Origin of the sequence: Lysinibacillus sp. ACHW1.5 (assembly GCF_022014815.1) — a bacterium.
GTDB lineage: Bacteria > Bacillota > Bacilli > Bacillales_A > Planococcaceae > Lysinibacillus > Lysinibacillus capsici.
In genome coordinates this window covers 2676763-2701559 of record NZ_CP091777.1, presented here as the reverse complement: position 1 = coordinate 2701559, position 24797 = coordinate 2676763, and the positions used below count along the sequence as shown (strand labels likewise).

The following is a 24797-nucleotide window of genomic DNA, read 5'->3' as shown; positions in this document are numbered from 1 at the left end:
AGCATGGCAAGAAAAGGCTTGTTTTTAGTATATACAGGTGAAGGTAAGGGCAAAACGACTGCATCACTTGGTGTTACATTGCGTGCGGTTGGTCGAGGCTTAAATGTGCGTTATATGCAGTTTATCAAATCCCCAGAACGTACTTATGGAGAGCAAATTGCCCTTCGAAAGCTAGGCGTAGAAATGGAACAAATGGGCATAGGGTTTACATGGACAAAAACACCTGAGGAGCATCGAGCTGCATTAGCGAAGGCTTGGAAAAAAACGAAGGCAGCTCTACAGGATGACAGCATTGATTTATTGGTCTTAGATGAACTGAACAATGCCCTAGCGATCACCAAGTTTCCAATCGATGATGTTCTTCCCCTAGCAGAAGTCATTGAGGCAATCCTACATCGCCCTTCAACAATGCATTTGGTTGTCACAGGGCGAAGTGCGAATCCGGCATTACTAGCAATGGCTGATTTAGTGTCAACCATTGAGGCGACAAAGCATTATTATGATGAAGGGATTCCAGCGGTGAAAGGGCTTGAATTTTAAAGCCCTTTGCAATTGCTGGAGGAAATACACACAAAGCGAAAACGAATACATGCGTTCTGCCATAGAATAATTACGGAGGAGAGTGACTATGCCAGCAAAATCAATCATGATTCAAGGAACAGCTTCCGATGTTGGAAAAAGTATGATTTGTACTGCACTATGTCGTATATTTTCAGATGATGGACTGAAGGTAGTCCCATTTAAATCACAAAATATGGCTCTTAATTCATTTGTTACAAAGGATGGCGGTGAAATCGGCCGCGCACAAGGGGTACAGGCAGAGGCAGCTCGTGTTGTTGCAACGACGGATATGAATCCTATTTTGCTGAAACCGAAGCAAGATATGATGTCAGAGGTTATCGTTCATGGTAAGCATTTTTTAAATATGGATGCCAAAAGCTACCGCAATAATTTTGTGCAAGAAGCGATGCCAATCATAGAAAAATCAGTACGCACGCTTCAACATACATATGATGTTATTGTCCTAGAGGGCGCTGGTAGCCCAGCAGAAATTAACTTAAAGGATCGCGATATTGCTAATATGCGAATGGCTCATTTAGCAGATGCAGCGGTAGTCCTCGTTGCTGATATTGATCGTGGCGGTGTCTTTGCCTCGATTGTTGGTACACTGGCATTGTTAGATGAGGGAGAACGAGCACGTGTGAAGGGATTAATTATCAATAAGTTTAGAGGCATGCGTGAATTACTGGATGATGGTTTGGCATGGGTGGAGCGCGAAACGGGTATTCCGGTACTTGGTGTGATTCCTTATGTCGATGTCAATATTGAAGCAGAGGATTCTCTTGCATTATCGTCACTACGTTTTAAAAAACCAAAGCCAGGCGAATTTGCTGTAGATGTAGCCATGATTCGTTTACCTCGTATTTCAAACTTCACCGATATTGATCCATTTTTCGATGAGCCTGAGGTGGGTGTACGTTTAATTGGTCATGTCAATGAATTAGGTACACCAGATTTACTCATTCTGCCAGGAACGAAAAGTACAATGGATGATTTAGCTTGGCTAAAAGCACAGGGCTTCGATCAAGCCATCACACATTTACGTGAGTGCGGTACTAAAATTATTGGCATTTGTGGCGGTTTCCAAATGCTTGGTGAAACATTACTTGATCCAGAAGCGGTGGAGGGGAATGGTGAATCTGCAAATGGTCTTGGGCTATTACCGATGGAAACCATCTTTGTAGGCAATAAAAAAACGGTGCAAATGACAGGCGTAAGAGGGCAGGACACATTGACAGGCTATGAAATCCATCTAGGACGTACGAAAATTTTACGTGATGCGGTATCACCGTTTTTACTGTTAGAGGATGGAAGAGAAGATGGAGCGGTTAGTCAAGATGAGCAAGTGATTGGCACGTATTTCCACGGCTTGTTCCATAATCGTCCCTTTACCCGTCAGCTCGTCAATGAAATACGAGTGAAAAAAGGGCTAGCAGCTTTACCAGGTGATGTGAAAAGTGACGCAGAACGAAGAGAAGATGCCTATAATATGTTAGCCGACCACGTTCGAGCAAATCTTGATATGAAAAAAATATATGAAATATTATCGTTAGAGGTATTTATATGACGAGAAAAGGACCGTTAGCCATTAACTATGAGGCATTATGGCAGGAAGGCATGAAGGACTGGCATGGCAATATGCCTGAACGAATGGTGAATGATCAGCTAGAGGAGCAATTTTGGGCCCAATCCGTGGCACGTAAAAAAGTGGGCCAAACAGATCCTTATGCTGCATTGATTTTTCAGGAGCTTCAAAAAAAGATTGAACCTCAGCATTCTGTATTAGAAATTGGTCCTGGGTGGGGCAATTATACATTTCCATTAGCTGATAAAGTAAGGAAGCTCACGTGTGTAGATAGCTCGGAAAGCATTTTACATTACTTACAACAGTGTATACCGCAGGAGGAGCACGTTTCCTATATTCATGCAAAGTGGGAAAGTTTAGAGGATGATGAGATTGAACCACATGATATCGTCTTGGGCGTGAATTGTTTTTACCGAATGTATGAAATAAAAGCGGCTTTATATCACATGAATCGGCTGGCGAGAAAGCGTGCTATCATTGGGATGACGACAGGCCCCATTCAGCCACACTATGAAAAGTTATATGAAAAGTATGGGTATGACATTAAATTTCCGCGCAGAGATTATATCGAGTTTTTGAATCTACTCTATGAAATGGATATTTACGCGGATTGTCAGATTATCCCTCTAGAACGTGTCTATGAATATGAAAGCTATGAGCAGCTTGTGACAACGCAGAGTAAAAAAATATTAACGACGAATTTTCAGCGAGCCCATGTAGAAGAATCACTGCTACCTTTTATCGAAGAAAAGGATGGACGTTATTATTATCGTCATGATTTCCATGCGGCGCTTGTTTCATGGCAACCAAAATAATCAAGAAACCTTTGGAGAAACTGTACACCAAAGGTTTTTCTTATGGGAACGGATAAGGTACAATAAAACGATATTAATAAGAAGTGAGGTGACATATGTTGCAGCTACATTTTCTAGGGACAGGCGCAGGCATGCCTTCAAAAGAACGAAATACAAGTGCTCTGATGGTAAAGCTATTAGACGAAGTAAGTGAAATGTGGCTATTTGACTGTGGGGAGGCGACACAGCATCAAATCCTTCATACGTCGTTAAAGCCACGGAAAGTAACGAAAATTTTTATTACACATTTACATGGAGATCATATTTTTGGCCTTCCAGGCTTTTTAAGCTCGCGTTCCTTTCAAGGTGGGGATGAGCCCCTAACAATCTTCGGGCCATCTGGCTTACAGCAGTGGATTGAACAAACATTAGCGCTATCAAAAACCCATTTAACATATCCTTTACGCTTTGTAGAGGTACAAGAAGGCATTATTTTTGAGGATGCTCATTTTACAATTCATGCTAAAGAATTGCGCCATGTTGTACCTTGCTATGGGTATCGTATCGAACAAAAGGATTTACCAGGCGAATTATTAATCGACAAAGCACAGGCACTTGGCGTTCCAAAGGGACCTTTACTAGGTCAATTAAAAAATGGCCACGATATTGTACTTGAAAATGGTGATGTGATACTTGCGAAAGACGTGGTTGCACCAGCCAAAAAGGGCTTTACATTGTCAGTCTTAGGCGATACAAAATATTGTGAAGAAGCAATCCAATTATCAATGGGCGCTGACATCATTGTTCATGAAGCAACTTTTGATGGTACAACAACAGATTTAGCAGCAAGCTACGGTCATGCAACAAACGTGGAGGCTGCAAAAGTCGCACAGCAAGCTGGTGCACACTATTTATTATTAAATCATTTAAGCGCGCGTTTTCTTCCATATGACTTACCACAATTTTTAGCTGAAGCACAGGGGATTTTTCCGAATACATTCCTAACAGCTGATCAAGCCGTTTATACATGGCAACACAATAAATTATTTTGATATAATTATTAAGTGAAAAACATCTATTAGAGGAGATTCTTCTAATAGATGTTTTTAGTTTATAGTCCTAAAGATGTATAGATGAATTTGTTTAAATATTACTGTTTAGTCATGAGAAATATGCTTTTTTGTATGCCTCTACTAGTACAAAATAGTTAGTTTTATCCTCCATGCTTATCTATTTCGAAAATTTTACAAATTAATGACAATTTCAACTTCTTCAAAACTTATTATTTTATATTTAATAAATTGTTAATGAAATATATGGAAGTAATATTGTATGATGAAGTGGAAATAATCGTAATTTTTAGGGGGATCTCATCATGAGAAAGTCAATGAAATGGAAAATGCTTCTGGAGATTATGGGCATTGTGGTGTTCATTATAGCGGCATTTTCTATTTATGTTTATCAAGCTACATATAAAAGTGAAAAAAGCAATGGAGAAGCAATCGCCAACTCCATTGTCATGGGGTTGGAAGGAGCGATTCAATCTAGAGAAAAAGCAGAAGAAATTATGGAAAAAGAAATGATTGCTGAATCTGTAATGGCTTCTTACATCATTGACAAAGGTGCTACATATGAGGATTTAAAGGCCATTGCTGAGCGAGGTGGCATTGATGAGATTTGGAGTACAGATGATAAAGGGAATACAACGGTGACATCAGTAGCTCCAACTGTTGATTTTAACTTTGGTGCTGATCCAAACGGACAAGCTGCTGAATATATGCAACTCTTAGATGGAAGAGCGAAAGAAATTGTCCAAAAAGCACAAATTCGCGATGTCGATGATCAATTTTTCAAATTTGTCGGGGTAGGTAGCTGGAATCCAGCAACTCCACAAATTGTACAGGTGGCCCGCCATGGACAGCAGCTACTAGATTTAGAAGCAAGTATCGGTAGTGAATCCTATATCGATCAACTGGACAACTATTTATCCTCAATCGTATTATTCGCCGCAATTGTAGATGAAAAAGGCCAAGCCATTGCCGCTACAGCAAAACAAAATTTAGCGGATATTGGTTTTGAGCCAGCCCAATTTTCAGCACAAAAGTCAACTGAATTTTCAGGGCGCTACGATGGCACGCGTGTCACGCAATATGTAAAACCATTATCAAACGGTACATACTTAGCTATCATTGTATCCAATGCGATCCTCTCACAAATTTTGGTAGGCACAATTGTAGCTTCATTGATCGTTGTCTGTGTGATTTTCTTCACTACGGGCCTGTCTATTTCGAAGCAAGTATCGCGTATTTTAAGTGTGCGCAACTCCTTAGAGGAAATTAGTAAAGGAGAAGCAGATTTAACCAAGCGTATTCCAATCCATGCAAAGGATGAGATTGGCCAATTAGTGACATCATTTAATGGGATGATGGATAATTTCCAACAAATTATGTGTGAAATCAAGCAAGGGGCCAATCAAATAAAAGAAGCTACCTATACAATTCAAGAAAATGCTCATGAAACACTTGACTCAGCCGCAATTATCCAAGGAGAATCTAGTCAGGTAGCGCAGGCCTCCTTTGCACAACAGAATAATACGGCAGACAGTGCGCACTCAATGGAGGAATTGGCACGCAGCATTCAATATATTTCGGAATCCATAGCAGAAATTTCTAGTATTTCGCGTAATACTGAGGAAAACGCAGATAACGGATTACAAATTATGCAGTCCTTACAAAAGCAACTGGTGACTATTCATGAGAAAACGAATTTTGCGGTGATTGGAACACAGGAGCTTGAAAAACTATCTACAATGATTGGGGAATTTACTAATGTGATTACAGGAATTTCTGATCAAACGAATTTACTGGCATTAAATGCATCTATTGAAGCGGCACGTGCAGGTGAAGCGGGGAAAGGCTTTGCCGTTGTAGCTGAAGAAGTTCGGAAATTAGCTGAAGATTCTAAGAGTGCGGCGGATAGAATCACCCAGGTGGTGATGAATGTCCAAAAGGAAACAGCCAATATTGTAGCAACCATCCAAGCAACAGCAGATGTCTTACATACAGGACGTGCTATCGTACTAGAAGCACAGCAATCGTTTGAAGGAATTCATAATGATGTACAGGTGTTAGCAACACAAGTGGATTTAGTGTCAAGCTCCACCGAGGAAATTGCTGCTAGTACAGAAGAAGTAACAGCTACCATGGAAGATGTTTCGCTCTTGGCTAAGCAGACTTCGCAAAGTGTTGATGCCGTTGCTCAAAAGGCTAAACATCAAGCGGAAAATATGGAGAGTATGACCGCATTTATCGACCAATTGAATACAACAGCGGAAAACCTCCAACTATCAGCAGGCAAATATAAAGTATAAAAGGAAAAATATAGTACGATAAATCACTAGATTCCCGTATAATTGAAAAAAGGGGTGTGGTTTAAATGAATCAACAAAAGATGCCGCCAGCATTATTACGATTAATCGTCATTTTTCCAAATGTGCTGAGTTATTTACTATTGTTCGGTCTACTTATTTTTGTCATGACAAATTATGAAACATTAAAAGCAACAAATAATTTAACTGTGTGGATTATTTTTATTGTCGTATTAGCACCTGCTGCTGCCTACACGACTTTCAGCATCGTAAAGAAAATCCGAGCAGGGCATATGTAACTCAAAAGTGTTGTTAATAGAACATGTTCTATTAACAACACTTTTTTTTGACAAATTGGGTTTAATCCTCTATATTTTTGTTAGTCATAACTAACATTTAGGGGACGTGTAAAATGAAAAAAGACACAAAGGATAAAATTCTTGCTGCTGCGACAAGCTTAATGACTGAAAGGGGCTACTCCAATGTCTCTGTGAAAGATATTGCTTTAACTGCTGGAGTGAGTGAAATGACTGTTTTTCGTCATTTTGAAACAAAAATGGGGATTCTACAAGCTGTGCTAGATAGACATTCTTATATTCCATACTTTGAACAGTTATTTGCTCGAGATTTATCAGGAAATCTAGTGAATGACTTACAGCAAATTGCTAACGCTTATCTAGCTTTTATGGAAAAAAATAAAGCGATATTTCTCATTACTATACAAGATAGAAGTATACTACCAGGAGTAATGGAGCTTATTTCGGATAGCAAAACCAAACAATTACTAAAATTATTGGAAGGTTATTTTCAAGTCCAAATCCAACAGAGAAAGATCAAGGATATTGATACAAATGGGCAGGCCACTGTTTTTTTAACGAGCCTTTTCGGATTCTTTGTATCCAATGCATTTTGGGATGATCATTTTTTAAAAAACCAAAAGGAAAGTTTTGTTGATCATTTAGTAGCTACTTTTGTGGGTGGAGTCTGTATTTAATGCTCTACCCACAAAGCTTTCATATATTTTTTAAATAAAATGTTAGTTATAACTAACTAACAAATTAAAGGGGATTCAAACATGAAGGAAAAAAGAAATGTTATAGTAGCAATTTTACTATCTGCAGCATTTGTGTCTATTCTCAACCAGACTTTATTACTCATAGCTATGCCGCCCATTATGGAAGATTTTAAGATTCATGCTAACTTAGCACAATGGCTCACGACAATTTATTTATTGACGAATGGAATTCTCATCCCCATTACAGCATTTCTAATCGGTCGTTTTTCAAATCGATTGCTGCTAATCGTTGCCCTCACGTTATTTAGTATCGGTACTTTTTTAGGTGCCTTTGCCCCAACCTTTACAATTTTGCTTCTCGCAAGAATTATTCAAGCAGCTGGAGCAGGGGTGATTATGCCGTTAATGCAAACAATTTTATTAACGATGTATCCAAAAGAAAAACGGGGTTCAATTATGGGGCTAGCTGGTCTTGTAACAGGTTTTGCGCCAGCAGTTGGCCCAACTTTATCTGGCTGGATATTAGAACATCTTACATGGCGACATTTATTTTTTACTGTCCTACCTGTTTCGGTCATGGTGTTGACAGTAGCGACGATTTTTATGAAAAATGTAACGACTACAAAAGAGGGAAAGTTAGACGCTCTTTCCATCGTGTTTTCTTCTTTAGGGTGGGGAGGTTTGTTATATGGTTTTAGTATTGCAGGAACAGCTGGCTTCCAATCAATGCAGGTTGTTGTCACATTAGGGATAGGTGGGACGATGTTGACTTTATTTATTAGGCGACAGCTACGATTACCCAAACCCATGCTAGAATTTCGTGTCTTTCAATCTACTATGTTCTCTATCACAACCTTCCTATCAAGTTTGGTCTATGCCATTATGATTGGTACGCAAATACTATTAACCTTTTATATTCAAAACGTGCGTCAACTTTCTGCACTTGAAACAGGATTAGTTTTATTAATTGGTGCTCTCGTGATGGGCTTTATGTCTCCAGTGACAGGGAAGATTTTCGATAAAGTTGGAGGAAAGGGCTTAGCACTAGTAGGATTCACATGTATTTTCCTTGGAACAAGTCTGCTTATAGCGATATCAATGAATACGAAACTTTTGCTACTGGCAGGGGTGTTTACGATGATTTCCTTTGGGATTTCAATGATTATGATGCCCCTAACAACTGCTGGCATGAATGCGTTACCTACACATTTAATGGCCCATGCAACAGCAATGACTAGCACATTGCGTATGGTTGGGGGTGCATTAGTGACGGCATTACTTGTAACCATCATGAGTACTGTGACGACTTTACAACATCAGTTGGGAGTAGCTGATCCGATGCTAAATGGTATTCGAACTGCTTTTATTGCCACAACGATTTTAAGTAGCATTGGACTACTATTGTCTCTATATGTAAGGAAAGGGCAAACTACTCATTAACCTCATTTCTAATACGCATAAAAATAGCCTAAATAGAGAAACTAAGGGAAGAAGAGGCTTCACGATTTTGAAAAAAGAGAGGTGCTTTTTGTGGATCCAACAAATTGTGATTTTTCACCAATGAAAGAAACTTTAAAAGATGAGCTTCTCGAAGTGATCATGTCTTTACAGCAGAGTGTACAGGAAATGGATACAGATGCAAATTGTCTCCTCGGTAATTTTGAGAAAATTAAAGAGAAGTTTATGACAATTGAAATGAAAGCTGCAACGTTCTATTTAAATTGTTATCTTTCCCCGTTTACTGAAAAGTATCCAGAGCTATCACACAGTGTGCAAAATATGTCTTTGAGAAGGCATGGTGGTTTAATTGTTATTCAAAGACAGGATGCTTTAGAGAATTTAATTCAGCCTGGTATTCATATTGGTGCAGATTTAACCCATTCTTTATTAGAATCTATTTTCTTCCCTGGTAATCCACTTCACGATGGAGCGGTACTTGTCCATCAAAATCAAATTGAGTCAGCTGCCAATGTACTGCCATTGTCAGAGCGGTATACAGGGGAAAAGAAATTAGGAACAAGACATCGTGCAGCGCTGGGATTGAGTGAGCAAAGTGATGCACTTGTAATGGTTGTATCAGAAGAAACGGGTAGAATTTCTTTTGCTCTTAAGGGCAATTTATATCCTGTTACAACACCTGGCATCATATAGGGGGTCTCCCTATGTTAAAAAAATATCTTGAATTCGAGATATTTTTCTTGCAGAAGTATCACTTGCGTGGTAAAGTGATAACTGAAGGGAGGGTGAAGTCATGAGAAATCATACAATAGGCACCTTAACGTGGATTCGGATGATGCGCTTTACAACGCAAAGTAATCAGTTATCGAATGAATTTTTAAAACGTTTCGACTTAACGACAGCACAATTTGATGTGTTAATCCAGATTAAAACATATGCCCCGATTACACAGTCTCAATTAGCAGAAAAAGTAACTGTAACACAAGGTGGCATGTCTCGCATGCTTGCCCGACTAGAAAAAGAGGGACTAATCGAGCGTAAACAAAATTGGAAGACGAAAACCATCTCATTGACATCAAAAGGGGAGCAAATGATTGATGCAGCAACACCTAGTCAACTTCACTTCCAGTCTTCGTTTTTTGAAGAAGTATTAACAGCTGAAGAAATTAAATCTTTATATATTGCGATGACAAAGCTTGAAAAACATAGTCGAGAAAAAAAATTGCCACCCGTGTAATTTTTTTTGTAAAATCACTTGCTTAGTCAAGTGAAAATAATGAGGAGGAACAATTATGATGAACAAATTAAGCGGACACCATCATATATCAATGCTAACGAAAAATGGTAAACAGAATAATCACTTTTACACAACTATTTTAGGGTTACGACGTGTGAAAAAAACGGTGAATCAAGACTCACCTTCCATGTATCACTTATTTTATGGAGACTTAACAGGCGCAGCAGGTACAGAATTAACATTTTTTGAAATGCCTGTTGCAGGACGTACAGTGCGAGGGACGAATGCTATTACGCGCATTGGCTTACTTGTACCTAGCTCCGAAAGCCTACTATATTGGAAAGAACGCTTTCAGCAGCTAGAGGTAGAACATAGCGAAATCACTACTTATGCAGGCAAAGAGGCTTTATTTTTTGAAGATCATGAAGGTTTACGGATGGTATTGTTAAACCACCAAGGACAAGAAACGCCTGCTCAATGGCAACCATGGGATGGAAATAATATACCGAAGGAACATCGTATTTTAGGCATGGGAACGATCGAAATCACTGTGCGATATTTACCAAGAACGGTCAATTTATTACAAGATTTATTTCACTATACAGTTATTGCCGAAAAGGACAAAGAAACGGTCCTACAATCGATAGAAGGGGAAGTGCTTGGCGAGATTGTTGTCAAAGAATTAGAAGGACCAAGCGAGAAACCTGGTAAAGGCAGTATTCACCATCTTGCGTTACGTGTTGCAACCGTTGAAGAATTACAGCAATGGGATACCAAAATTAAGGAGCTTGGATTGGATAGTACTGGTGTGGTTGATCGTTATTATTTTCAAAGTCTATATTTTAGAGATCGTAACGGTATTTTATTTGAAATGGCGACAGATGGGCCAGGGTTTACGGTAGATTCAGCAGTCGAAGAACTTGGCAAAGAGTTAGACCTCCCGCCATTTTTAGAAGAGAGACGTTCAGAAATTGAAGCTATTTTAGAACCGCTAGAATAAGGAGAGATAACACATAATGGAAAAATATCGTATTGATCAAGCACAAGGACTCGAATTCGGACTGTACTCTTTAGGAGATCATATCCCTAATCCACTAACGGGCGAGCGTATTTCTGCTCAACAACGACTAAAAGAGCTAGTCGAGGCAAGTCAATTAGCAGAGCAAGCTGGAATTGATGTATTTGGCATAGGTGAAAGTCATCAGTCTTATTTTACAACACAGGCACATACGGTCGTGTTAGGTGCTATCGCACAAGCAACTTCGACCATTAAATTATCTAGCTCCGCAACCGTATTAAGTGTTTCAGACCCTGTACGAGTATATGAGGATTTTGCCACAATTGATTTATTATCAAATGGTCGTGCAGAAATTGTAGCGGGACGTGGTTCACGTGTAGGTGCCTATCACTTACTAGGTGTTGATTTACAAGATTATGAAGAAATCTTTGAGGAAAAATTAGAGCTTCTTATGAAAATCAATGATGAGGAGCTTGTGACTTGGGAAGGGCAATTTAGAGCACCTCTCCACCATGCACAAATTTTACCGCAGCCAAAAAACGGCTCGTTGCCAATATGGCGTGCGGTGGGTGGACCACCTGCCAGCGCCATTAAAGCAGGTTATATGGGCATTCCGATGATGCTTACAACATTAGGTGGACCTGCTATCAACTTTAAACCATCAGTGGATGCCTATCGCGAAGCGGCAGAGCGCAAAGGCTTTGACCCAAATGAATTACCTATTGCCACAACAAGCTTGTTTTATGTAGCAGACACAACAAAAGAGGCATTGCAGGGCATGTATCCACATTTAAACGGTGGTTTCCAAGCGATTCGTGGTGGGGGCTATCCAAAGCAACAATTTGCACAAGCGCCTGATACACGTGATGCTTTAATGGTGGGCAGTAAAGAGCAAATTATTGAAAAACTACTTTATCAATACGAACTATATGGCATGCAACGCTTTATGGCACAAATCGATTTTGGTGGCGTACCATTCGAAAAATTGATGAAAAATATTGAAATCATTGGTAATGATATAATTCCAGCGATAAAAAAACACACAGCAAAATAAGGAGTGGCTCATTATGAAAATTGTCGCACTTGCGGGTTCTATTGTCGGCTCAAAGACAAGAACAGCTACACAAAAGTTAGTCGAGATGTTACAAGAAAAATACCCACAGCATGAAGTAACATTACTAGATCTTGCTGACTATCAGCTAGTTTTTAGTGATGGACGTAATTACTTTGACTATGAAGGCGATACAAAATATGTGACGGAAACCATTATGGCTGCAGATGCGATCGTTATTGGGACGCCAACATTCCAAGCATCTATACCAGCTACATTAAAAAACATCTTTGACCTTTTACCTGTCAATGCCTTCCGCGATAAAGTCGTCAGTGTTATTGTTACAGCGGGTACATCCAAGCATTATTTAATGGTGGAACAGCAACTAAAGCCGATCCTTGCTTATATGAAAGCGCACATCGTACCGACCTATGTATTTATAGAAGAAAAGGATTTTTTACGTAAAGAAATTTTCAATGATGATGTCCTTTTTCGTCTAGAACGGTTAGCGGAGGATACCGTGATGGTTACAGAGGCTTTTGCAGAAATTCGAGCCAAAAAAGATGCTGAATATGATTTTTAAAGATTAATAGAAGAAACGCTGTGAAGTAGTCTGACACAGCGTTTCTTTTTGTGTCAAGGCTAGCTATTAGTTCGTGACAATCATGATAAAAAATAAAACCCAAATCACTCTGAGTTTTTAATAAAGGTGGTTAAGGGTAAATAGAGAATAGAACTTGTTCTTCTGTAGCTAACTAAGCAGTATACTTTCCATATGGAGAAATGGAAATAGAAACTTCTAGTAGTTCCCAACGTTTTAAAATTAAAGAGTATGTGTAGGAAACTTGAGATTTGAATATTGTTAGGGGCGATATAGAATTCCTACTGAAGTAGTGTAGTTTTCTTCAATGTAAATGATGGGAGAGATGGAAATGGAAAACGACTGGGACAAAGCTATAGGTTCTCTTTCTAAAATAAACGTTTTTTCAAACCCAAATAATGAGCCTGTTACCATAAGTGGTGAAGCTGATGATTTGAAATGTATAGGTGTTGGAACGGATGCGGCTGTTTTTCAAGCTCTTTCCGCCCCAGCGTATGCATTTAAACTATATGCCAAAGACAAAGTGCACAAAGTAAAAGTTGAAGCAAATGTGTATCAAATACTTGGAGATTCACCTTTCTTTTCAACATGCTTTGCTTCACATGACGAATACCTTGTTTTAAGTTACGAAGAAGGAAAAACGCTTTTTGATTGCATTCTACAAGGTATTCACATTCCAAAACAGGTTATAAATGAAGTGGAGGATGCAAGAGAATATGTTCGGAAGAAGGGCCTTAACCCTCGTGATATTCATTTGAAAAATATTTTGCTACAGAATGGAAGGGCAAAAATAATTGATGTCTCTGAGTACACACTACAGGGTAATGATCATCGATGGGAGCATTTAAAAAAAGGATATGAGCAATACTATCATGTAATTGATGGAAATTCTGTGCCGTTTTGGTTAGTAGAAACAATACGAAAGTGGTATAACCAGCGTGGAAAGAATACTTCATACGAAGAGTTTACAAAAAATATTTTAAAGTTTCTATTAAAAAATAATTGAACTTACGGGAGCTACCTTTTACGAGATGCTTTAATAGAAATAAAGAAAACAGACAACAAAATTTCATTGACTGTTTTAAAAAATACTTATTCGCTTATAATAGTAGGTTTATCAAATGAGACAATATCAATAATATGGTCTAAACAAACAATCTGATAATGGAATAGCTCCTTGTAGGAATAGATATCGAGAGCTATAGTTCCTTTACTTATAAAATCTAAATAAGTTGATTTTGTAAAAAGACGTACTGAGTTACCCAAGAAATCATCTTCTTGATTGACAAAATGAAATGATTCGTCAAAAACAGTATAGGCTACATATGAATCGAATTCTATGACCGGTAATGTCTTATCAATTTCAATAGGATAGACATCATTTATAGTATATTCCTCAAAACTTATATCCTCGATTTCGGAGCTGACGGAAGCTCTAGAAATAGAGACTCTCAAAGAGTTTGTCCCTGGCTCTACTATATTATCTAAAAACAAATAACCTTTCCATTGCATTAAATCTTCATAGTTCATACAAATCATCCTTCCATATTATCACTTGAGATTATGGTCATTTTATAGTTAGAATTTCAAAATGTCAATTTTGAGATTGGTTGAATTAGAATAAAAATTTATTGTTTATCAATAAAAAATAATTGACTTAGAATATATTTTGGGTTTATGATTGTTACAGCGAGTTGTAGAAAGCTGCAGTGTAGGAATTAAACATAAAAATATTTAGGAGAGAAGAAAAAGTTATGAAAAAATATATTTTGGCATGAATGCCAATCATATTAGGCGTACTTAGTTTTTTAATCTTTATGGTGAAAGGGAGTAATGTAGCACCTGATGGTACATTAGAAGAACCATTCTTTCTTATTCCAATAGGATTTTTATTGTTATTTATTGGATTTATATGTGTAGTAGGGGTGGCGTTAAAATCGGTTATTAAAAAGACACAATACGTTAAATAATAGATAAAACAACCAGGTCATACATAAGAGACTTGGTTGTTTTTAATATTTACTTAATAAAAGCACTACATTTGTGTGGGAGTTTTGTTTACACGATCTATGGAGTAGACTGATGATTTGATTGAACAACATAAATAGCTATTTTAGTTGACTGCAAAATTGTACTTGAAGGTTTTGCATGATAAGTTTGTAACTACCTTTTTTCAAGGCAGTCATCTTCGTTTAATGGTTGTACATTAATTTCAAAAGAAAAACTTATGTTGATTGAGCTGAAAGATTAATAGTATTTTATGATAATCATTTTGCTTAACGCTACAGTTTTCATGTAGTTTATGGAATTGTGGTATGATTATTTTTAGAGAGTAGGGGGTCAATAAACATGGTATTTTCTCTTTTTAAAAAAAAGAAGGAACCACAGCAGCTAAAAAATAGAGTGGAGTTTTGTATCACTAATTTAGCTCTTGGTGCGGCAGATGCGTATGATGTATTAGTAGAACGAGAAGATATTGAGATAGAGGAATCTGGTTGTACATCCCATTGTGAAATCTGTGAGCAAGGTATTTTTGCGATAGTAAATGGGGAAGTTGTGACAGCAGATGACGCGGAGACATTGGTACAGGCTATTGATGAAGAATTAAAACAAAATCCACTTTTCTAATGAAAAAACAGCTTGCTGGAGCACAAGCTGTTTTTTGATGGAAATGTAATTACCAACCACGAACGTATTGAACGGGAGGCTGCACGTCTTCTCCTAGCTCTTTAGCTGCATGTAGTGCCCAGTAAGGGTCTCGTAATAAAACACGCGCTAAGAATATTAAATCTGCACGATTATTTTGGAGTATCTCTTCGGCTTGAATGGCTGTGGTAATAAGACCAACTGCACCAGTAGGAATATCAGCCCCATGCTTAATCGCTTCTGCATGTGGTACCTGATAGCCTGGAAAGACATTGATGGCTGCTGGTACAACGCCCCCTGTTGACACATCAACTAAATCAACACCTTGAGATTTCATCCAGCGGCTAAAAACAATAAAGTCATCCATTGTTGTACCATCTTCCGCATAATCTTCCGCAGAGACACGTACCAATAAAGGACCATCCCATACACTGCGAACAGCATCGATGACTTGACGTAGAATGCGATATCGATTTTCCTGTGAGCCCCCATATCGATCTTGACGTTTATTCGTAGCAGGTGATAAAAACTCGCTAATTAAATAGCCATGTGCGCCATGAATTTCTAGTACATCAAAGCCAGCCTTTGCGGCACGAATAGCTGCTTGTTTAAATGCCTCGATGACATAGTGAATGTCCTCTTCTGTCATTTCTGTTGGCGTTTTATAGTCTGAACTAAAGGCAATCGCTGATGGAGCAAAAATTTCGCCATCTACTGTTGCTTTGCGACCAGCATGTGCAAGCTGGATGCCTGTTTTAGCGCCGTACGCTTTCATCCCCTCAACTAATTGACTTAATCCTTCAATATGTGCATCATCCCAAATCCCTAAATCCTTATTTGAGATACGACCTTCTGGCACAACACCAGTAGCTTCTAAAATGATTAAGCCTACTTGACCAGCTGCACGTGTTGCATAATGGACCAAATGAAAGGGTGTTACCATGCCATCGTCTTGTGCTGAGTACATGCACATAGGTGCCATCACAACACGGTTTTTTAAGGTGATAGATTGCAATGTATAGGGTTCGAATAATTTACTCAAAATAAAGCCTCCTAATTCCTAGTGATACACTCTATTTTGCACATAATGCTACCCATTTGCAAGTGAACGAGATCGTGCCTCGGCTTCTTTAATACAGGCTTCGATGGCTTCATTAAATTGATATTGCTCTAATGCCTGTATCCCTGCCTCCGTCGTGCCACCAGGACTTGTCACCTTTTTGCGTAAGACATCTGGTTCATCTAATGACTGCTTGAGCATCTCAGCTGTCCCCGCAAGTGTTTGAGTCATGAGCAAGCGCACCGTATCTTTCGATAAGCCTACCTTCGTCCCTACTCGTTCAAAAGCTTCCATTAAATAATAGATATAGGCAGGGCCGCTACCTGAAAGGGCTGTGACTGCATGTAACTGATCCTCATCGACTTCAATAACGGAGCCAACAGCCTCTAATAACTGGAGGAATAGGATACGCTGGTCTGCAGATACCTCGTTATTGAATGCAATGCCACTTGCTGACATGCCGATTGTAGCGGAAGTATTCGGCATCACCCTTGCTACTGGGCGACTCCCTAAAAATTCTGTAATTGTATCAATCGCAATGCCTGCTAAAATAGATAGTACAGCAGTGTGTGCCGTAAGTTTAGGCTTTAAATCACACATAGCAGCAATAGCATCTTTCGGCTTCATCGCTAAGATAATCAGATCTGCCTGTTGAAAAATCGCAGGATCAAACACACAATGGACACCATATGTTTCATGTAGGAAATGTAAGCGTTCCTTGTCTGAGCGATTGGTGACGTAAATTTCCTGTGGTGTGAACACCTTTTGTTTAATCCAGCCTTGCATCAATGCTTCCGCCATTGAGCCTGCACCGATAAATAAAATTTTTTTCATGAACAAAACCTCCAGTTCAAAATAAAAAAGCGCTCTCGTCCTTATCTAGAAGGACGAAAACGCTCTCGTTTCCGCGGTACCACCTTTGTTTGCCAATTGTTGGCACAACTCTTAGCCCTCTTATCGCAAGGGAAACGGTTATGTTTGCATAACTGCTCAGAAGTAGGTTCGGTAATGGGAGCGGGTGATGTTACTCTCAGCAAATGTAACACTCTCTAACACCTTCACCAGATACGTACTCGTCTTCTTCAACGCACATAAATAATTAGATTATTCAAAATTATAGTGAGGAATAAGCAACCTGTCAACAGGAGGATGACGAAAACAGAAAAAACTTGTAAAATAGAATGAATCAGTATTCACAAGTGCGTGAAAAGGGGGAGACAACTTTGTCTATATACAAGATAGAAATACCAACACCCTATGCAGTAGGAGATGTCAATGCATTTATTGTAAAAGGCGATGCACTTAGCATTTTTGATGTTGGCCCAAAAACAATGGAAGCCTATGATGCTTTAAAATGGGGGATTCGAGCAGCAGGCTTTGACATGCAAGATATTGAACAGGTTGTGTTAACCCATCACCATCCAGATCATGCGGGATGGGTCGATGCTTTTCCATATGCAGAAATTTTAGGGCATGCCTATAATGACAAATGGCTTCGTCATGATGAAGACTTTTTACGCTATCATGAACAATTTTACAGTGAACGTTTATTGGAGCATGGGGTACCACAAGAATATATTGCAAAAAGTGTCCATGTTCGTCGTGAATTGGAGCTTGTAGGGGAACGACCATTAACGCAAATTTTGGCAGATGGAGATGAAGTTCCTGGGCATCCAGGATTAAAGGCAATCGAAACATTAGGTCACGCACAAAGTCACTTCATTTTTTGGGATGAAAAAACTCATCATGTGATTGGTGGAGATTTATTGCTTGAAAAAATAACGCCCAATCCATTAATAGAGCCACCATTGGATCGTACTGTAGGACGTACAAAATCTTTACTACAATATAATGCATCCCTTGAAATTCTACGTCAATTACCTGTCAAAATGATGCATACAGGGCATGGAGCAGAGCTAGAGGATATTCCGTTGTTAATTGATAAACGATTAGAGCGACAGCACCAACAATCAATGAAAGTTTTTGAATTATTAGGCGATGATCAATTAACAGTTGTCCAAGTAACAAAACGCTTGTATCCGGCTATCTTCCAGCATCAGCTTGGTTTAACTTTATCTAAAACACTTGGTCATTTAGATTACCTAGAGGCCAATGACTATATTACGTCAACAAAGACAGAAGCAGGTATCTATTTATTTCAAAGGAAGTAGGTTTATACATGAAACATCCTAACAAAACAATCTTTGTGACAGGAGCTACAAGTGGGGTTGGCTTAAAGATAACTGAATTACTAGTAGCTCAAGGGCATATTGTTTATGCCACAGGTCGCAATGCCGTTGCACTAAAGGTGCTAGAGCGTTTAGGGGCTCAAGTGATCCAAGCGGATTTAACCAATCTACATACACTTGATGATGTTTGTGCGCAGCTACCACCGATTGATGTAGCGATTCTTTCAGCAGGTGTAGGGAAGTTTGCTGTAGCCCCTGCTTTACAGGATGAGGATATTGCGCAAATGATCGAATTAAATGTTAGCGTACCCATTTATCTTGCCAAACGATTAGCCTCTAAGATGATAGAGCGCAAACAGGGCCATTTAATATTCATTGGTTCTCAGGCTGGGAAGGTGGCCACACCAAAAGCGAGTGTCTATGCTGCGACGAAACATGCTATTGTCGGTTTTACCAATGGATTGCGTATGGAATTAGCTCCGTACAATGTAAAAGTGACAGCCATCCATCCTGGTCCCATTGATACACCATTTTTAGATAAAGCCAATGATACAAGTGGCTACCGAGAATCCTTAGGGCGCTTTTTATTGTCAGCGGAGGAAGTAGCCAAAGAGACAGTGAAAACGATTGATCGTCCTGTTCGTGAGATTAATCTACCTAGAATTATGGGATTGTCGAGTAAATTGTATGCATTAGCCCCTGCGACCATTGAATGGCTAGGCAAATCATTTTTCCATAAGAAATAACAACATTTGAAACTGTAAACTTGCTTCACGAGCTTGTCTACGGTTTTTTTCATATTTACATATAATAGTAGCTATAGTAGTAAAGAGGAAGAGATGAAAGGAAGACTTAGATGTATACAATTGGTCAAGTTGCAAAATTTTTAGGAGTTTCTAGAGATACCTTAAAATTTTATGAAGAAAAGGGATTAGTAAAGCCCCAGCAAAATAGTGAAAATGGGTATAGAACATACAATCATTTTGATATATACGATATCACAACAATCAATTTTTATAGAGAAATTGATTTTGAAATCAAAAAGATTCAGGAATTGAGAAAAGGCAAGAGTATAGAGGGCATCCAATCATTGTTAGTAGAAAAAGAACAAGTAATGTTAGAGGAAATAGCTTATAAAAAGCTACAATTAAAAAAGCTCCAGCTTGTAAAAGAGGATTGTCAAAAAATTAGCCAATATCTAGGCACGTATACTATAAAGGAAATGAAACCATTAGAAATAATGGGCGTAATAGATCATTATACAGCCTATGATGAATATGATTCGTTAAAAGAAAATGCAGATAGTATAAAGAAAGCGGTAATTCTTACTTCTTTAAGAAGAGTTATTAGATTCGATGATAGCGGAATGCTCGTAAATAAATTTATGGTTGTCAGGAAAGTAGAAAATAGCGATTATCCAATTAAAGGTGAAGTTTTAGCACATCCCAAATGTCTTTATACAATTATTGAAGATGGGCGCTGGTCAACAGGTGGCAAAAATACAGACAATAAAGTAGAGGCTGGTATAAGAAAAGTAGCTAAGGAAAATGGCTACGAGCTTTTAGGGCTTGTTTATATCAACTTATTGCTTACCACTTATGAAGAAGGGCTTGAACGTATTTTTTTAGAAATGTATGTACCGATAAAATAATGGCAAAATGGGTTTGACCTGTGAGCAACCCCTAGGTTTATGCTGAAGATATTCAGATGAAATGGGGGATCTACTTGCGTAGAAAAAAGAAATTAAAAAAACCAGTAGCAAGCTTTATTATTTTAACCAATATTATTTTTTGGCCACTTTTCTGTGTTGTAGGAGCCGTCAAGCTATTAGGCTATCCTACTTGGCTATTTGATACCGTACGCTGTCTATCGGCTTGGTCATCCACCTTTGCCTTTGCGTTACTATTTCCAAGAATCTATCCTGGACAACGTTTTATCCACTTTGTCAAACAAAAATTCAAAAACAAATTGTCACTTTCAGTAATTGTTTTAATCGTGATGATACAAACAGCTATCTTTATCATGATTTTGTTTCAAATCATGAATAATTATGAAGAAAACTCTATTTTTACGGTGTCTTCATGGGGCATGCTCAGTTTTTATTTTGTTAAAACGCTTTTGTCAGGACCACTGGGTGAGGAGTTAGGATGGAGGGGCTTTGCACTGCTGGAGCTGCAAAAGAAGTATTCGCCATTAATAGCTTCAATTATCATAGGCTTTTGGTGGGGAATGTGGCATTTACCGATATGGCTTACAACAGGGTTTATAGGAATGGATTTGATCAAATATAGCTTCTTCTTTATGTTAACGATTATAGCTACGACCATCATCATGACAGTATTTTATACGATCAATCAGAATTTAATGATTCCTATTATTATTCATCAGCTCTTTAATTTTTTTATCGGCTCTATCAATGGCAACCTAATTGATTTAATCATGTATAATGCCATTTTATATTCGGCGGTGGCCGTTCTACTGATTTTGATTAATCCTAAAAAAGTATTGTATAAGATAGATCAGCTAAGTAACTAGAAAGAATCCAGTTTGTATCATGGATTCTTTTTTTTCGTCCGTTGCTAAATTTATATAGTATACATTTATATATATAGTAAAAAAACGTTTTTTTGAGTGAATTGCCATGGATTTCTTGTCAACCTTATACAAGGAACGACTTACTTTTGACAATAAAAATAAAAGTCTATGAATTTATAAAAATACACTTGTATTTATTTTTATAACATGATACTATTCGTGTATAAACTTTTAAATGAATGTATAAACATACATATCGATAGAGCAATGGAGGCGCATTTTTAATGGCAAATAAAAAAGTGGTATTAGCTTATTCAGGTGGACTTGATACTTCGGTAGCAATTCCATGGTTAAAAGAACAAGGTTGGGACGTAATTGCAGTATGTCTTGACGTTGGCGAAGGGAAAGATCTTGAATTCGTAAAAAATAAAGCGCTTCAAGTAGGAGCGATTGAATCTTATATGGTAGATGCGAAAGACGAATTTGCTGAAGGGTATGCATTAATTTCTTTACAAGCACATACATGGTATGAGCAAAAGTATCCTTTAGTATCAGCACTTTCCCGTCCACTTATCTCGAAAAAACTAGTAGAGATTGCTAATCAAGTAGGCGCAGATGCTGTTGCGCATGGTTGCACAGGTAAAGGGAATGACCAAGTTCGTTTTGAAGTATCGATTAAAGCATTAAATCCAGATTTAGAGGTATTAGCACCAGTACGTGAGTGGGGCTGGAGCCGTGATGAGGAAATCGAATATGCAATGAAGCATAATGTACCGATTCCTGCAACATTGGATTCACCATTCTCAATCGACCAAAACCTATGGGGCCGTGCGAATGAAGCTGGCATCATGGAAGACCCATGGGTGTCACCACCAGAAGAAGCGTATGGCTTAACTGTTTCTGTTGAAAATGCACCGAATGAAGCAGAGTATGTGGAAATCGAGTTTGTAGCTGGTAAACCAGTAGCATTAAACGGAAAAGAAATGAAGCTTGCTGATTTAATTCAAGAATTAAATGCAGTAGCGGGTGCTCATGGTGTAGGACGTATCGATCACGTTGAAAATCGTTTAGTTGGTATTAAATCTCGTGAGGTTTATGAAATTCCAGGTGCAAAAGTGCTGTTAACAGCGCATAAAGAGCTTGAGGACTTAACGCTTGTAAAAGAATTAGCACACTTCAAGCCAGTAATCGAGAAAAAACTATCCGAATTAATTTACGACGGTCTATGGTTCTCACCATTACGTGATGCTCTGGAAGCATTCCTTGCGCAAACACAACAATATGTGAATGGTACAGTACGTGTGAAACTATTTAAAGGACATGCGATTGTAGAAGGACGTAAATCACCAAATTCATTATACAGTGAAAAGCTAGCAACATACTCGAAGGAAGATCAATTCAATCATGCTTCCGCTGTAGGCTTTATCGAGTTATGGGGTCTACCAACTGTAGTGAACTCATCTGTGAATAAAAAGTAATGTTGAACAAGCAAGGTGTGGTGAGGCATTTGTGCTTATACTACACCTTTTGATAAGTAATCGAGGAAAAGGTGAGCTGACATGACAAAACTTTGGGGTGGACGTTTCCAAAAATCAGCAGAAGCATGGGTAGACGAATTTGGCGCATCCATTGGCTTTGACCAGCAACTTGTGCTAGAGGACCTTGAAGGTAGTGTTGCACATGTCACAATGCTTGGTGCCACAGGAATTTTACCAGCAGCTGATGTAGAGGCCATACTAGGTGGTCTTGCCCAATTAAAAGATAAGGCAATCGCAGGTGAGCTTGAATTTAGCGTTGCCAATGAAGATATACACTTAAATTTAGAAAAAATGTTAATTGATTTAATAGGTCCTGTCGGTGGCAAACTACATACAGGACGTAGCCGAAATGACCAAGTAGCAACGGATATGCATCTTTTCTTGAAAAAGCGTGTGCAGGAAGCAATTGATTTAATTGTGACGTTCCAACAAACACTATTAGACAAAGCACAAGAGCATATTGAAACGATTGCACCAGGTTATACGCATCTACAACGTGCACAGCCAATCTCCTTTGCACACCATTTAATGGCTTATTTTTGGATGCTAGAGCGTGATAAACAACGTTTTACAGAATCCATAAAACGTATTGATATTTTACCTTTAGGTGCTGGGGCAATGGCAGGGACAACTTTCCCGATTGACCGTTTAAAATCAGCAGAGCTATTAGGGTTTAGCGAGGTTTACGCAAACTCCATGGATGCTGTAAGTGATCGTGATTTTATCGTGGAATTTTTAAGTCATTCTTCCTTACTTATGGCGCATTTATCACGCTTTGCTGAGGAAATTATTATCTGGTCTACAGATGAATTTAAATTTATCGAACTGGATGATGCCTTCTCAACAGGTTCTTCGATTATGCCACAAAAGAAAAACCCAGATATGGCAGAGCTTATTCGTGGTAAAACAGGGCGTGTTTATGGGAATCTAATGGGCTTATTAACGGTGTTAAAAGGCACACCATTAACATATAACAAAGATATGCAGGAGGACAAAGAGGGGATGTTTGACACTGTTCATACGATCCTTGGTTCACTTAAAATCTTTGAAGGTATGGTTCGTACAATGACTGTCAACACGGAACGCTTACATCAGGCTGTTCACGCTGATTTTTCAAATGCAACGGAGCTAGCAGATTACCTCGCTACAAAGGGGATGCCATTCCGTGAGGCACATGAGGTGACTGGTAAGCTTGTCTTTACATGTATTCAAAAGGGCATTTATTTATTAGACTTGCCATTGGAAGAAATGCAGCAAGAAAGTACGTTAATTGAAGCGGATATTTATGATGTACTAGCGCCAGAAGCTGCTGTTCGCCGCCGCCATTCCTTAGGTGGTACTGGCTTTGAACAAGTAAAAATCCAAATTGAAAAAGCGAAAGCCTGTCTTGTAGCCATTTAATTTTTGCGTGCATGTCCTTGTGACTTTTTGCATAGATATTCATTAAAGCTGTCCTGTGAGGCACTATGAAAACCTTTATCCTTTTTCACTGAGCCAGAGGGTGACGTAAAGAAGAGAACCTTACATATGTGAAGGACAATCCCCAATTCTGGAGACGCGGAATTGGGGTTTTTGTATAAGTAAATGTAGGAGGGATGAAGAAATGAATGAACGTTTTACAAAGGGGCTCGAAACAATTAAACAATATGTGACAGAAGAAGAAGCAGCACAGATGATTGAATCCGATGCATTAGCCGATATAGCACCCGATTTACGCAAAATGATTATTGAATTTGCTTACGGTGATGTCTATGCACGGCCTGGGCTGGATGCAAAGAGTCGAGCACTCGTCGTGATAACAGCGGTAGTTACACAAGGTGCTGCACCACAAACCAAAACGCATATTCAGCGTGGATTACATGCAGGCTTGACACAGACAGAAGTGGTCGAGGCACTTTTACAATTAGCACCCTACATCGGTTTTCCAAGAGTGCAAAATGCTTTAACGATAGCCCAACAAGTCTTTGCAGAAAAAAGCTAAAGCATGTATAAAAAATAGAAGAAGGCTCATAATAAGAGAGGAACCACTTATTAATCTAATCTGATGGGGAGGATGCAGAATGAGTAGTAATAGTCAAACACCCAAAGACCAAGAATCTCAGGAAAGTCCGCCACAACTGTTGAAGGTTGAAGCTTCATAAA

Annotated in this window: 26 protein-coding genes; 23 read left to right on the top strand and 3 right to left on the bottom strand. The window is 38.6% G+C overall.

From position 1 onward, the window contains the following. Positions 1-3: 3 nt before the first annotated feature. From L6W14_RS13505 to L6W14_RS13440, 14 genes are all read left to right on the top strand, one after another. Positions 4-540, top strand: a complete 537-nt coding sequence (locus L6W14_RS13505; RefSeq protein ID WP_131521533.1) for a cob(I)yrinic acid a,c-diamide adenosyltransferase — start codon at positions 4-6, stop codon at positions 538-540. 88 nt (positions 541-628) lie between these two features. Then, a complete protein-coding gene (locus L6W14_RS13500) occupies positions 629-2128 on the top strand; it encodes a cobyric acid synthase (RefSeq protein ID WP_237898192.1) in 1500 nt (499 codons plus the stop codon). Further along, positions 2125-2961, top strand: a complete 837-nt coding sequence (locus tag L6W14_RS13495; protein WP_131521531.1) for a class I SAM-dependent methyltransferase — start codon at positions 2125-2127, stop codon at positions 2959-2961. Before L6W14_RS13500 ends, L6W14_RS13495 begins: the two co-directional genes overlap by 4 nt. Positions 2962-3059: 98 nt before the next feature. After that, positions 3060-3992: a ribonuclease Z gene (gene rnz, locus L6W14_RS13490; RefSeq protein ID WP_131521585.1), complete on the top strand. Its 933-nt coding sequence runs from the start codon at positions 3060-3062 to the stop codon at positions 3990-3992. Positions 3993-4315: 323 nt separating this feature from the next. Further along, on the top strand, positions 4316-6310 hold the full coding sequence (locus L6W14_RS13485; RefSeq protein ID WP_237898191.1) for a methyl-accepting chemotaxis protein: 1995 nt from the start codon (positions 4316-4318) through the stop codon (positions 6308-6310). A 65-nt stretch (positions 6311-6375) separates the two neighbouring features. Further along, positions 6376-6606 carry an acyl-phosphate glycerol 3-phosphate acyltransferase gene (locus L6W14_RS13480; RefSeq protein WP_131521529.1) on the top strand — a complete coding sequence of 77 codons (231 nt, stop codon included), beginning with the start codon at positions 6376-6378 and terminating at the stop codon, positions 6604-6606. 113 nt (positions 6607-6719) lie between these two features. Continuing rightward, positions 6720-7301 (top strand): TetR/AcrR family transcriptional regulator, encoded by a 582-nt coding sequence (locus L6W14_RS13475; protein ID WP_237898190.1) that lies wholly within the window; start codon positions 6720-6722, stop codon positions 7299-7301. A gap of 81 nt (positions 7302-7382) precedes the next feature. Further along, positions 7383-8762, top strand: a complete 1380-nt coding sequence (locus L6W14_RS13470) for a DHA2 family efflux MFS transporter permease subunit (RefSeq protein WP_131521527.1) — start codon at positions 7383-7385, stop codon at positions 8760-8762. Between the two features lie 90 nt (positions 8763-8852). Continuing rightward, complete coding sequence (gene cdaS, locus L6W14_RS13465; RefSeq protein WP_054549207.1) at positions 8853-9473, top strand: sporulation-specific diadenylate cyclase CdaS; 621 nt, start codon at positions 8853-8855, stop codon at positions 9471-9473. A gap of 100 nt (positions 9474-9573) precedes the next feature. Next, the gene (locus L6W14_RS13460) at positions 9574-10017 is read left to right on the top strand and encodes a MarR family winged helix-turn-helix transcriptional regulator (protein WP_237898189.1); all 444 of its coding nucleotides are present in this window, start codon (positions 9574-9576) and stop codon (positions 10015-10017) included. Positions 10018-10075: 58 nt separating this feature from the next. After that, positions 10076-11017 (top strand): ring-cleaving dioxygenase, encoded by a 942-nt coding sequence (locus L6W14_RS13455; RefSeq protein ID WP_237900982.1) that lies wholly within the window; start codon positions 10076-10078, stop codon positions 11015-11017. 16 nt (positions 11018-11033) lie between these two features. Beyond that, entirely contained in the window at positions 11034-12089 is a 1056-nt protein-coding gene (locus L6W14_RS13450) for an LLM class flavin-dependent oxidoreductase (protein ID WP_131521583.1), read from the top strand. A gap of 13 nt (positions 12090-12102) precedes the next feature. Beyond that, the gene (locus L6W14_RS13445) at positions 12103-12669 is read left to right on the top strand and encodes an NADPH-dependent FMN reductase (RefSeq protein WP_237898188.1); all 567 of its coding nucleotides are present in this window, start codon (positions 12103-12105) and stop codon (positions 12667-12669) included. A 349-nt stretch (positions 12670-13018) separates the two neighbouring features. Continuing rightward, entirely contained in the window at positions 13019-13693 is a 675-nt protein-coding gene (locus L6W14_RS13440; RefSeq protein ID WP_131521525.1) for a serine/threonine protein kinase, read from the top strand. 86 nt (positions 13694-13779) lie between these two features. Here L6W14_RS13440 and L6W14_RS13435 read toward each other — a convergent pair whose 3' ends face one another. Beyond that, positions 13780-14217 carry a hypothetical protein gene (locus tag L6W14_RS13435; RefSeq protein WP_237898187.1) on the bottom strand — a complete coding sequence of 146 codons (438 nt, stop codon included), beginning with the start codon at positions 14215-14217 and terminating at the stop codon, positions 13780-13782. 248 nt (positions 14218-14465) lie between these two features. On the opposite strand from L6W14_RS13435, the gene L6W14_RS13430 reads away from it, so the two are divergent. Beyond that, positions 14466-14657: a DUF3955 domain-containing protein gene (locus tag L6W14_RS13430; RefSeq protein WP_227744961.1), complete on the top strand. Its 192-nt coding sequence runs from the start codon at positions 14466-14468 to the stop codon at positions 14655-14657. Between the two features lie 379 nt (positions 14658-15036). Continuing rightward, positions 15037-15315, top strand: a complete 279-nt coding sequence (locus L6W14_RS13425) for a YuzB family protein (protein ID WP_004231354.1) — start codon at positions 15037-15039, stop codon at positions 15313-15315. 49 nt (positions 15316-15364) lie between these two features. Here the strand turns inward: L6W14_RS13425 and namA are convergent, their stop codons facing one another. Together namA and proC are read right to left on the bottom strand one after the other, a co-directional pair. Next, positions 15365-16375 (bottom strand): NADPH dehydrogenase NamA, encoded by a 1011-nt coding sequence (gene namA, locus L6W14_RS13420; RefSeq protein ID WP_131521523.1) that lies wholly within the window; start codon positions 16373-16375, stop codon positions 15365-15367. A gap of 48 nt (positions 16376-16423) precedes the next feature. Continuing rightward, complete coding sequence (proC, locus tag L6W14_RS13415; RefSeq protein WP_004231357.1) at positions 16424-17227, bottom strand: pyrroline-5-carboxylate reductase; 804 nt, start codon at positions 17225-17227, stop codon at positions 16424-16426. 347 nt (positions 17228-17574) lie between these two features. On the opposite strand from proC, the gene L6W14_RS13410 reads away from it, so the two are divergent. From L6W14_RS13410 to L6W14_RS13380, 7 genes are all read left to right on the top strand, one after another. Next, a complete protein-coding gene (locus L6W14_RS13410; RefSeq protein WP_237898186.1) occupies positions 17575-18564 on the top strand; it encodes an MBL fold metallo-hydrolase in 990 nt (329 codons plus the stop codon). Between the two features lie 8 nt (positions 18565-18572). Further along, complete coding sequence (locus L6W14_RS13405; RefSeq protein ID WP_237898185.1) at positions 18573-19328, top strand: SDR family NAD(P)-dependent oxidoreductase; 756 nt, start codon at positions 18573-18575, stop codon at positions 19326-19328. Between the two features lie 110 nt (positions 19329-19438). Next, positions 19439-20233: a MerR family transcriptional regulator gene (locus L6W14_RS13400; RefSeq protein ID WP_237898184.1), complete on the top strand. Its 795-nt coding sequence runs from the start codon at positions 19439-19441 to the stop codon at positions 20231-20233. Positions 20234-20307: 74 nt separating this feature from the next. After that, entirely contained in the window at positions 20308-21117 is an 810-nt protein-coding gene (locus L6W14_RS13395; protein WP_131521518.1) for a CPBP family intramembrane glutamic endopeptidase, read from the top strand. A gap of 284 nt (positions 21118-21401) precedes the next feature. After that, positions 21402-22595, top strand: a complete 1194-nt coding sequence (locus L6W14_RS13390; protein WP_004231366.1) for an argininosuccinate synthase — start codon at positions 21402-21404, stop codon at positions 22593-22595. Between the two features lie 81 nt (positions 22596-22676). Then, a complete protein-coding gene (argH, locus tag L6W14_RS13385) occupies positions 22677-24056 on the top strand; it encodes an argininosuccinate lyase (RefSeq protein ID WP_009370279.1) in 1380 nt (459 codons plus the stop codon). A 202-nt stretch (positions 24057-24258) separates the two neighbouring features. Next, positions 24259-24636 (top strand): carboxymuconolactone decarboxylase family protein, encoded by a 378-nt coding sequence (locus L6W14_RS13380; RefSeq protein ID WP_131521517.1) that lies wholly within the window; start codon positions 24259-24261, stop codon positions 24634-24636. Positions 24637-24797 lie beyond the last annotated feature (161 nt).

Excerpts from the sequence above, each read along its gene's own strand:
- L6W14_RS13505 (WP_131521533.1), top strand. The coding sequence starts at position 4 with ATGGCAAGAAAAGGCTTGTTTTTAGTATATACAGGTGAAGGTAAGGGC.
- L6W14_RS13500 (WP_237898192.1), top strand. The coding sequence starts at position 629 with ATGCCAGCAAAATCAATCATGATTCAAGGAACAGCTTCCGATGTTGGA.
- L6W14_RS13495 (WP_131521531.1), top strand. The coding sequence starts at position 2,125 with ATGACGAGAAAAGGACCGTTAGCCATTAACTATGAGGCATTATGGCAG.
- L6W14_RS13485 (WP_237898191.1), top strand. The coding sequence starts at position 4,316 with ATGAGAAAGTCAATGAAATGGAAAATGCTTCTGGAGATTATGGGCATT.
- L6W14_RS13480 (WP_131521529.1), top strand. The coding sequence starts at position 6,376 with ATGAATCAACAAAAGATGCCGCCAGCATTATTACGATTAATCGTCATT.
- L6W14_RS13475 (WP_237898190.1), top strand. The coding sequence starts at position 6,720 with ATGAAAAAAGACACAAAGGATAAAATTCTTGCTGCTGCGACAAGCTTA.
- L6W14_RS13470 (WP_131521527.1), top strand. The coding sequence starts at position 7,383 with ATGAAGGAAAAAAGAAATGTTATAGTAGCAATTTTACTATCTGCAGCA.
- L6W14_RS13460 (WP_237898189.1), top strand. The coding sequence starts at position 9,574 with ATGAGAAATCATACAATAGGCACCTTAACGTGGATTCGGATGATGCGC.
- L6W14_RS13455 (WP_237900982.1), top strand. The coding sequence starts at position 10,076 with ATGAACAAATTAAGCGGACACCATCATATATCAATGCTAACGAAAAAT.
- L6W14_RS13450 (WP_131521583.1), top strand. The coding sequence starts at position 11,034 with ATGGAAAAATATCGTATTGATCAAGCACAAGGACTCGAATTCGGACTG.
- L6W14_RS13445 (WP_237898188.1), top strand. The coding sequence starts at position 12,103 with ATGAAAATTGTCGCACTTGCGGGTTCTATTGTCGGCTCAAAGACAAGA.
- L6W14_RS13440 (WP_131521525.1), top strand. The coding sequence starts at position 13,019 with ATGGAAAACGACTGGGACAAAGCTATAGGTTCTCTTTCTAAAATAAAC.
- L6W14_RS13435 (WP_237898187.1), bottom strand. The coding sequence starts at position 14,217 with ATGAACTATGAAGATTTAATGCAATGGAAAGGTTATTTGTTTTTAGAT.
- L6W14_RS13430 (WP_227744961.1), top strand. The coding sequence starts at position 14,466 with ATGCCAATCATATTAGGCGTACTTAGTTTTTTAATCTTTATGGTGAAA.
- L6W14_RS13425 (WP_004231354.1), top strand. The coding sequence starts at position 15,037 with ATGGTATTTTCTCTTTTTAAAAAAAAGAAGGAACCACAGCAGCTAAAA.
- proC (WP_004231357.1), bottom strand. The coding sequence starts at position 17,227 with ATGAAAAAAATTTTATTTATCGGTGCAGGCTCAATGGCGGAAGCATTG.
- L6W14_RS13410 (WP_237898186.1), top strand. The coding sequence starts at position 17,575 with ATGAATCAGTATTCACAAGTGCGTGAAAAGGGGGAGACAACTTTGTCT.
- L6W14_RS13405 (WP_237898185.1), top strand. The coding sequence starts at position 18,573 with ATGAAACATCCTAACAAAACAATCTTTGTGACAGGAGCTACAAGTGGG.
- L6W14_RS13400 (WP_237898184.1), top strand. The coding sequence starts at position 19,439 with ATGTATACAATTGGTCAAGTTGCAAAATTTTTAGGAGTTTCTAGAGAT.
- L6W14_RS13390 (WP_004231366.1), top strand. The coding sequence starts at position 21,402 with ATGGCAAATAAAAAAGTGGTATTAGCTTATTCAGGTGGACTTGATACT.
- argH (WP_009370279.1), top strand. The coding sequence starts at position 22,677 with ATGACAAAACTTTGGGGTGGACGTTTCCAAAAATCAGCAGAAGCATGG.
- L6W14_RS13380 (WP_131521517.1), top strand. The coding sequence starts at position 24,259 with ATGAATGAACGTTTTACAAAGGGGCTCGAAACAATTAAACAATATGTG.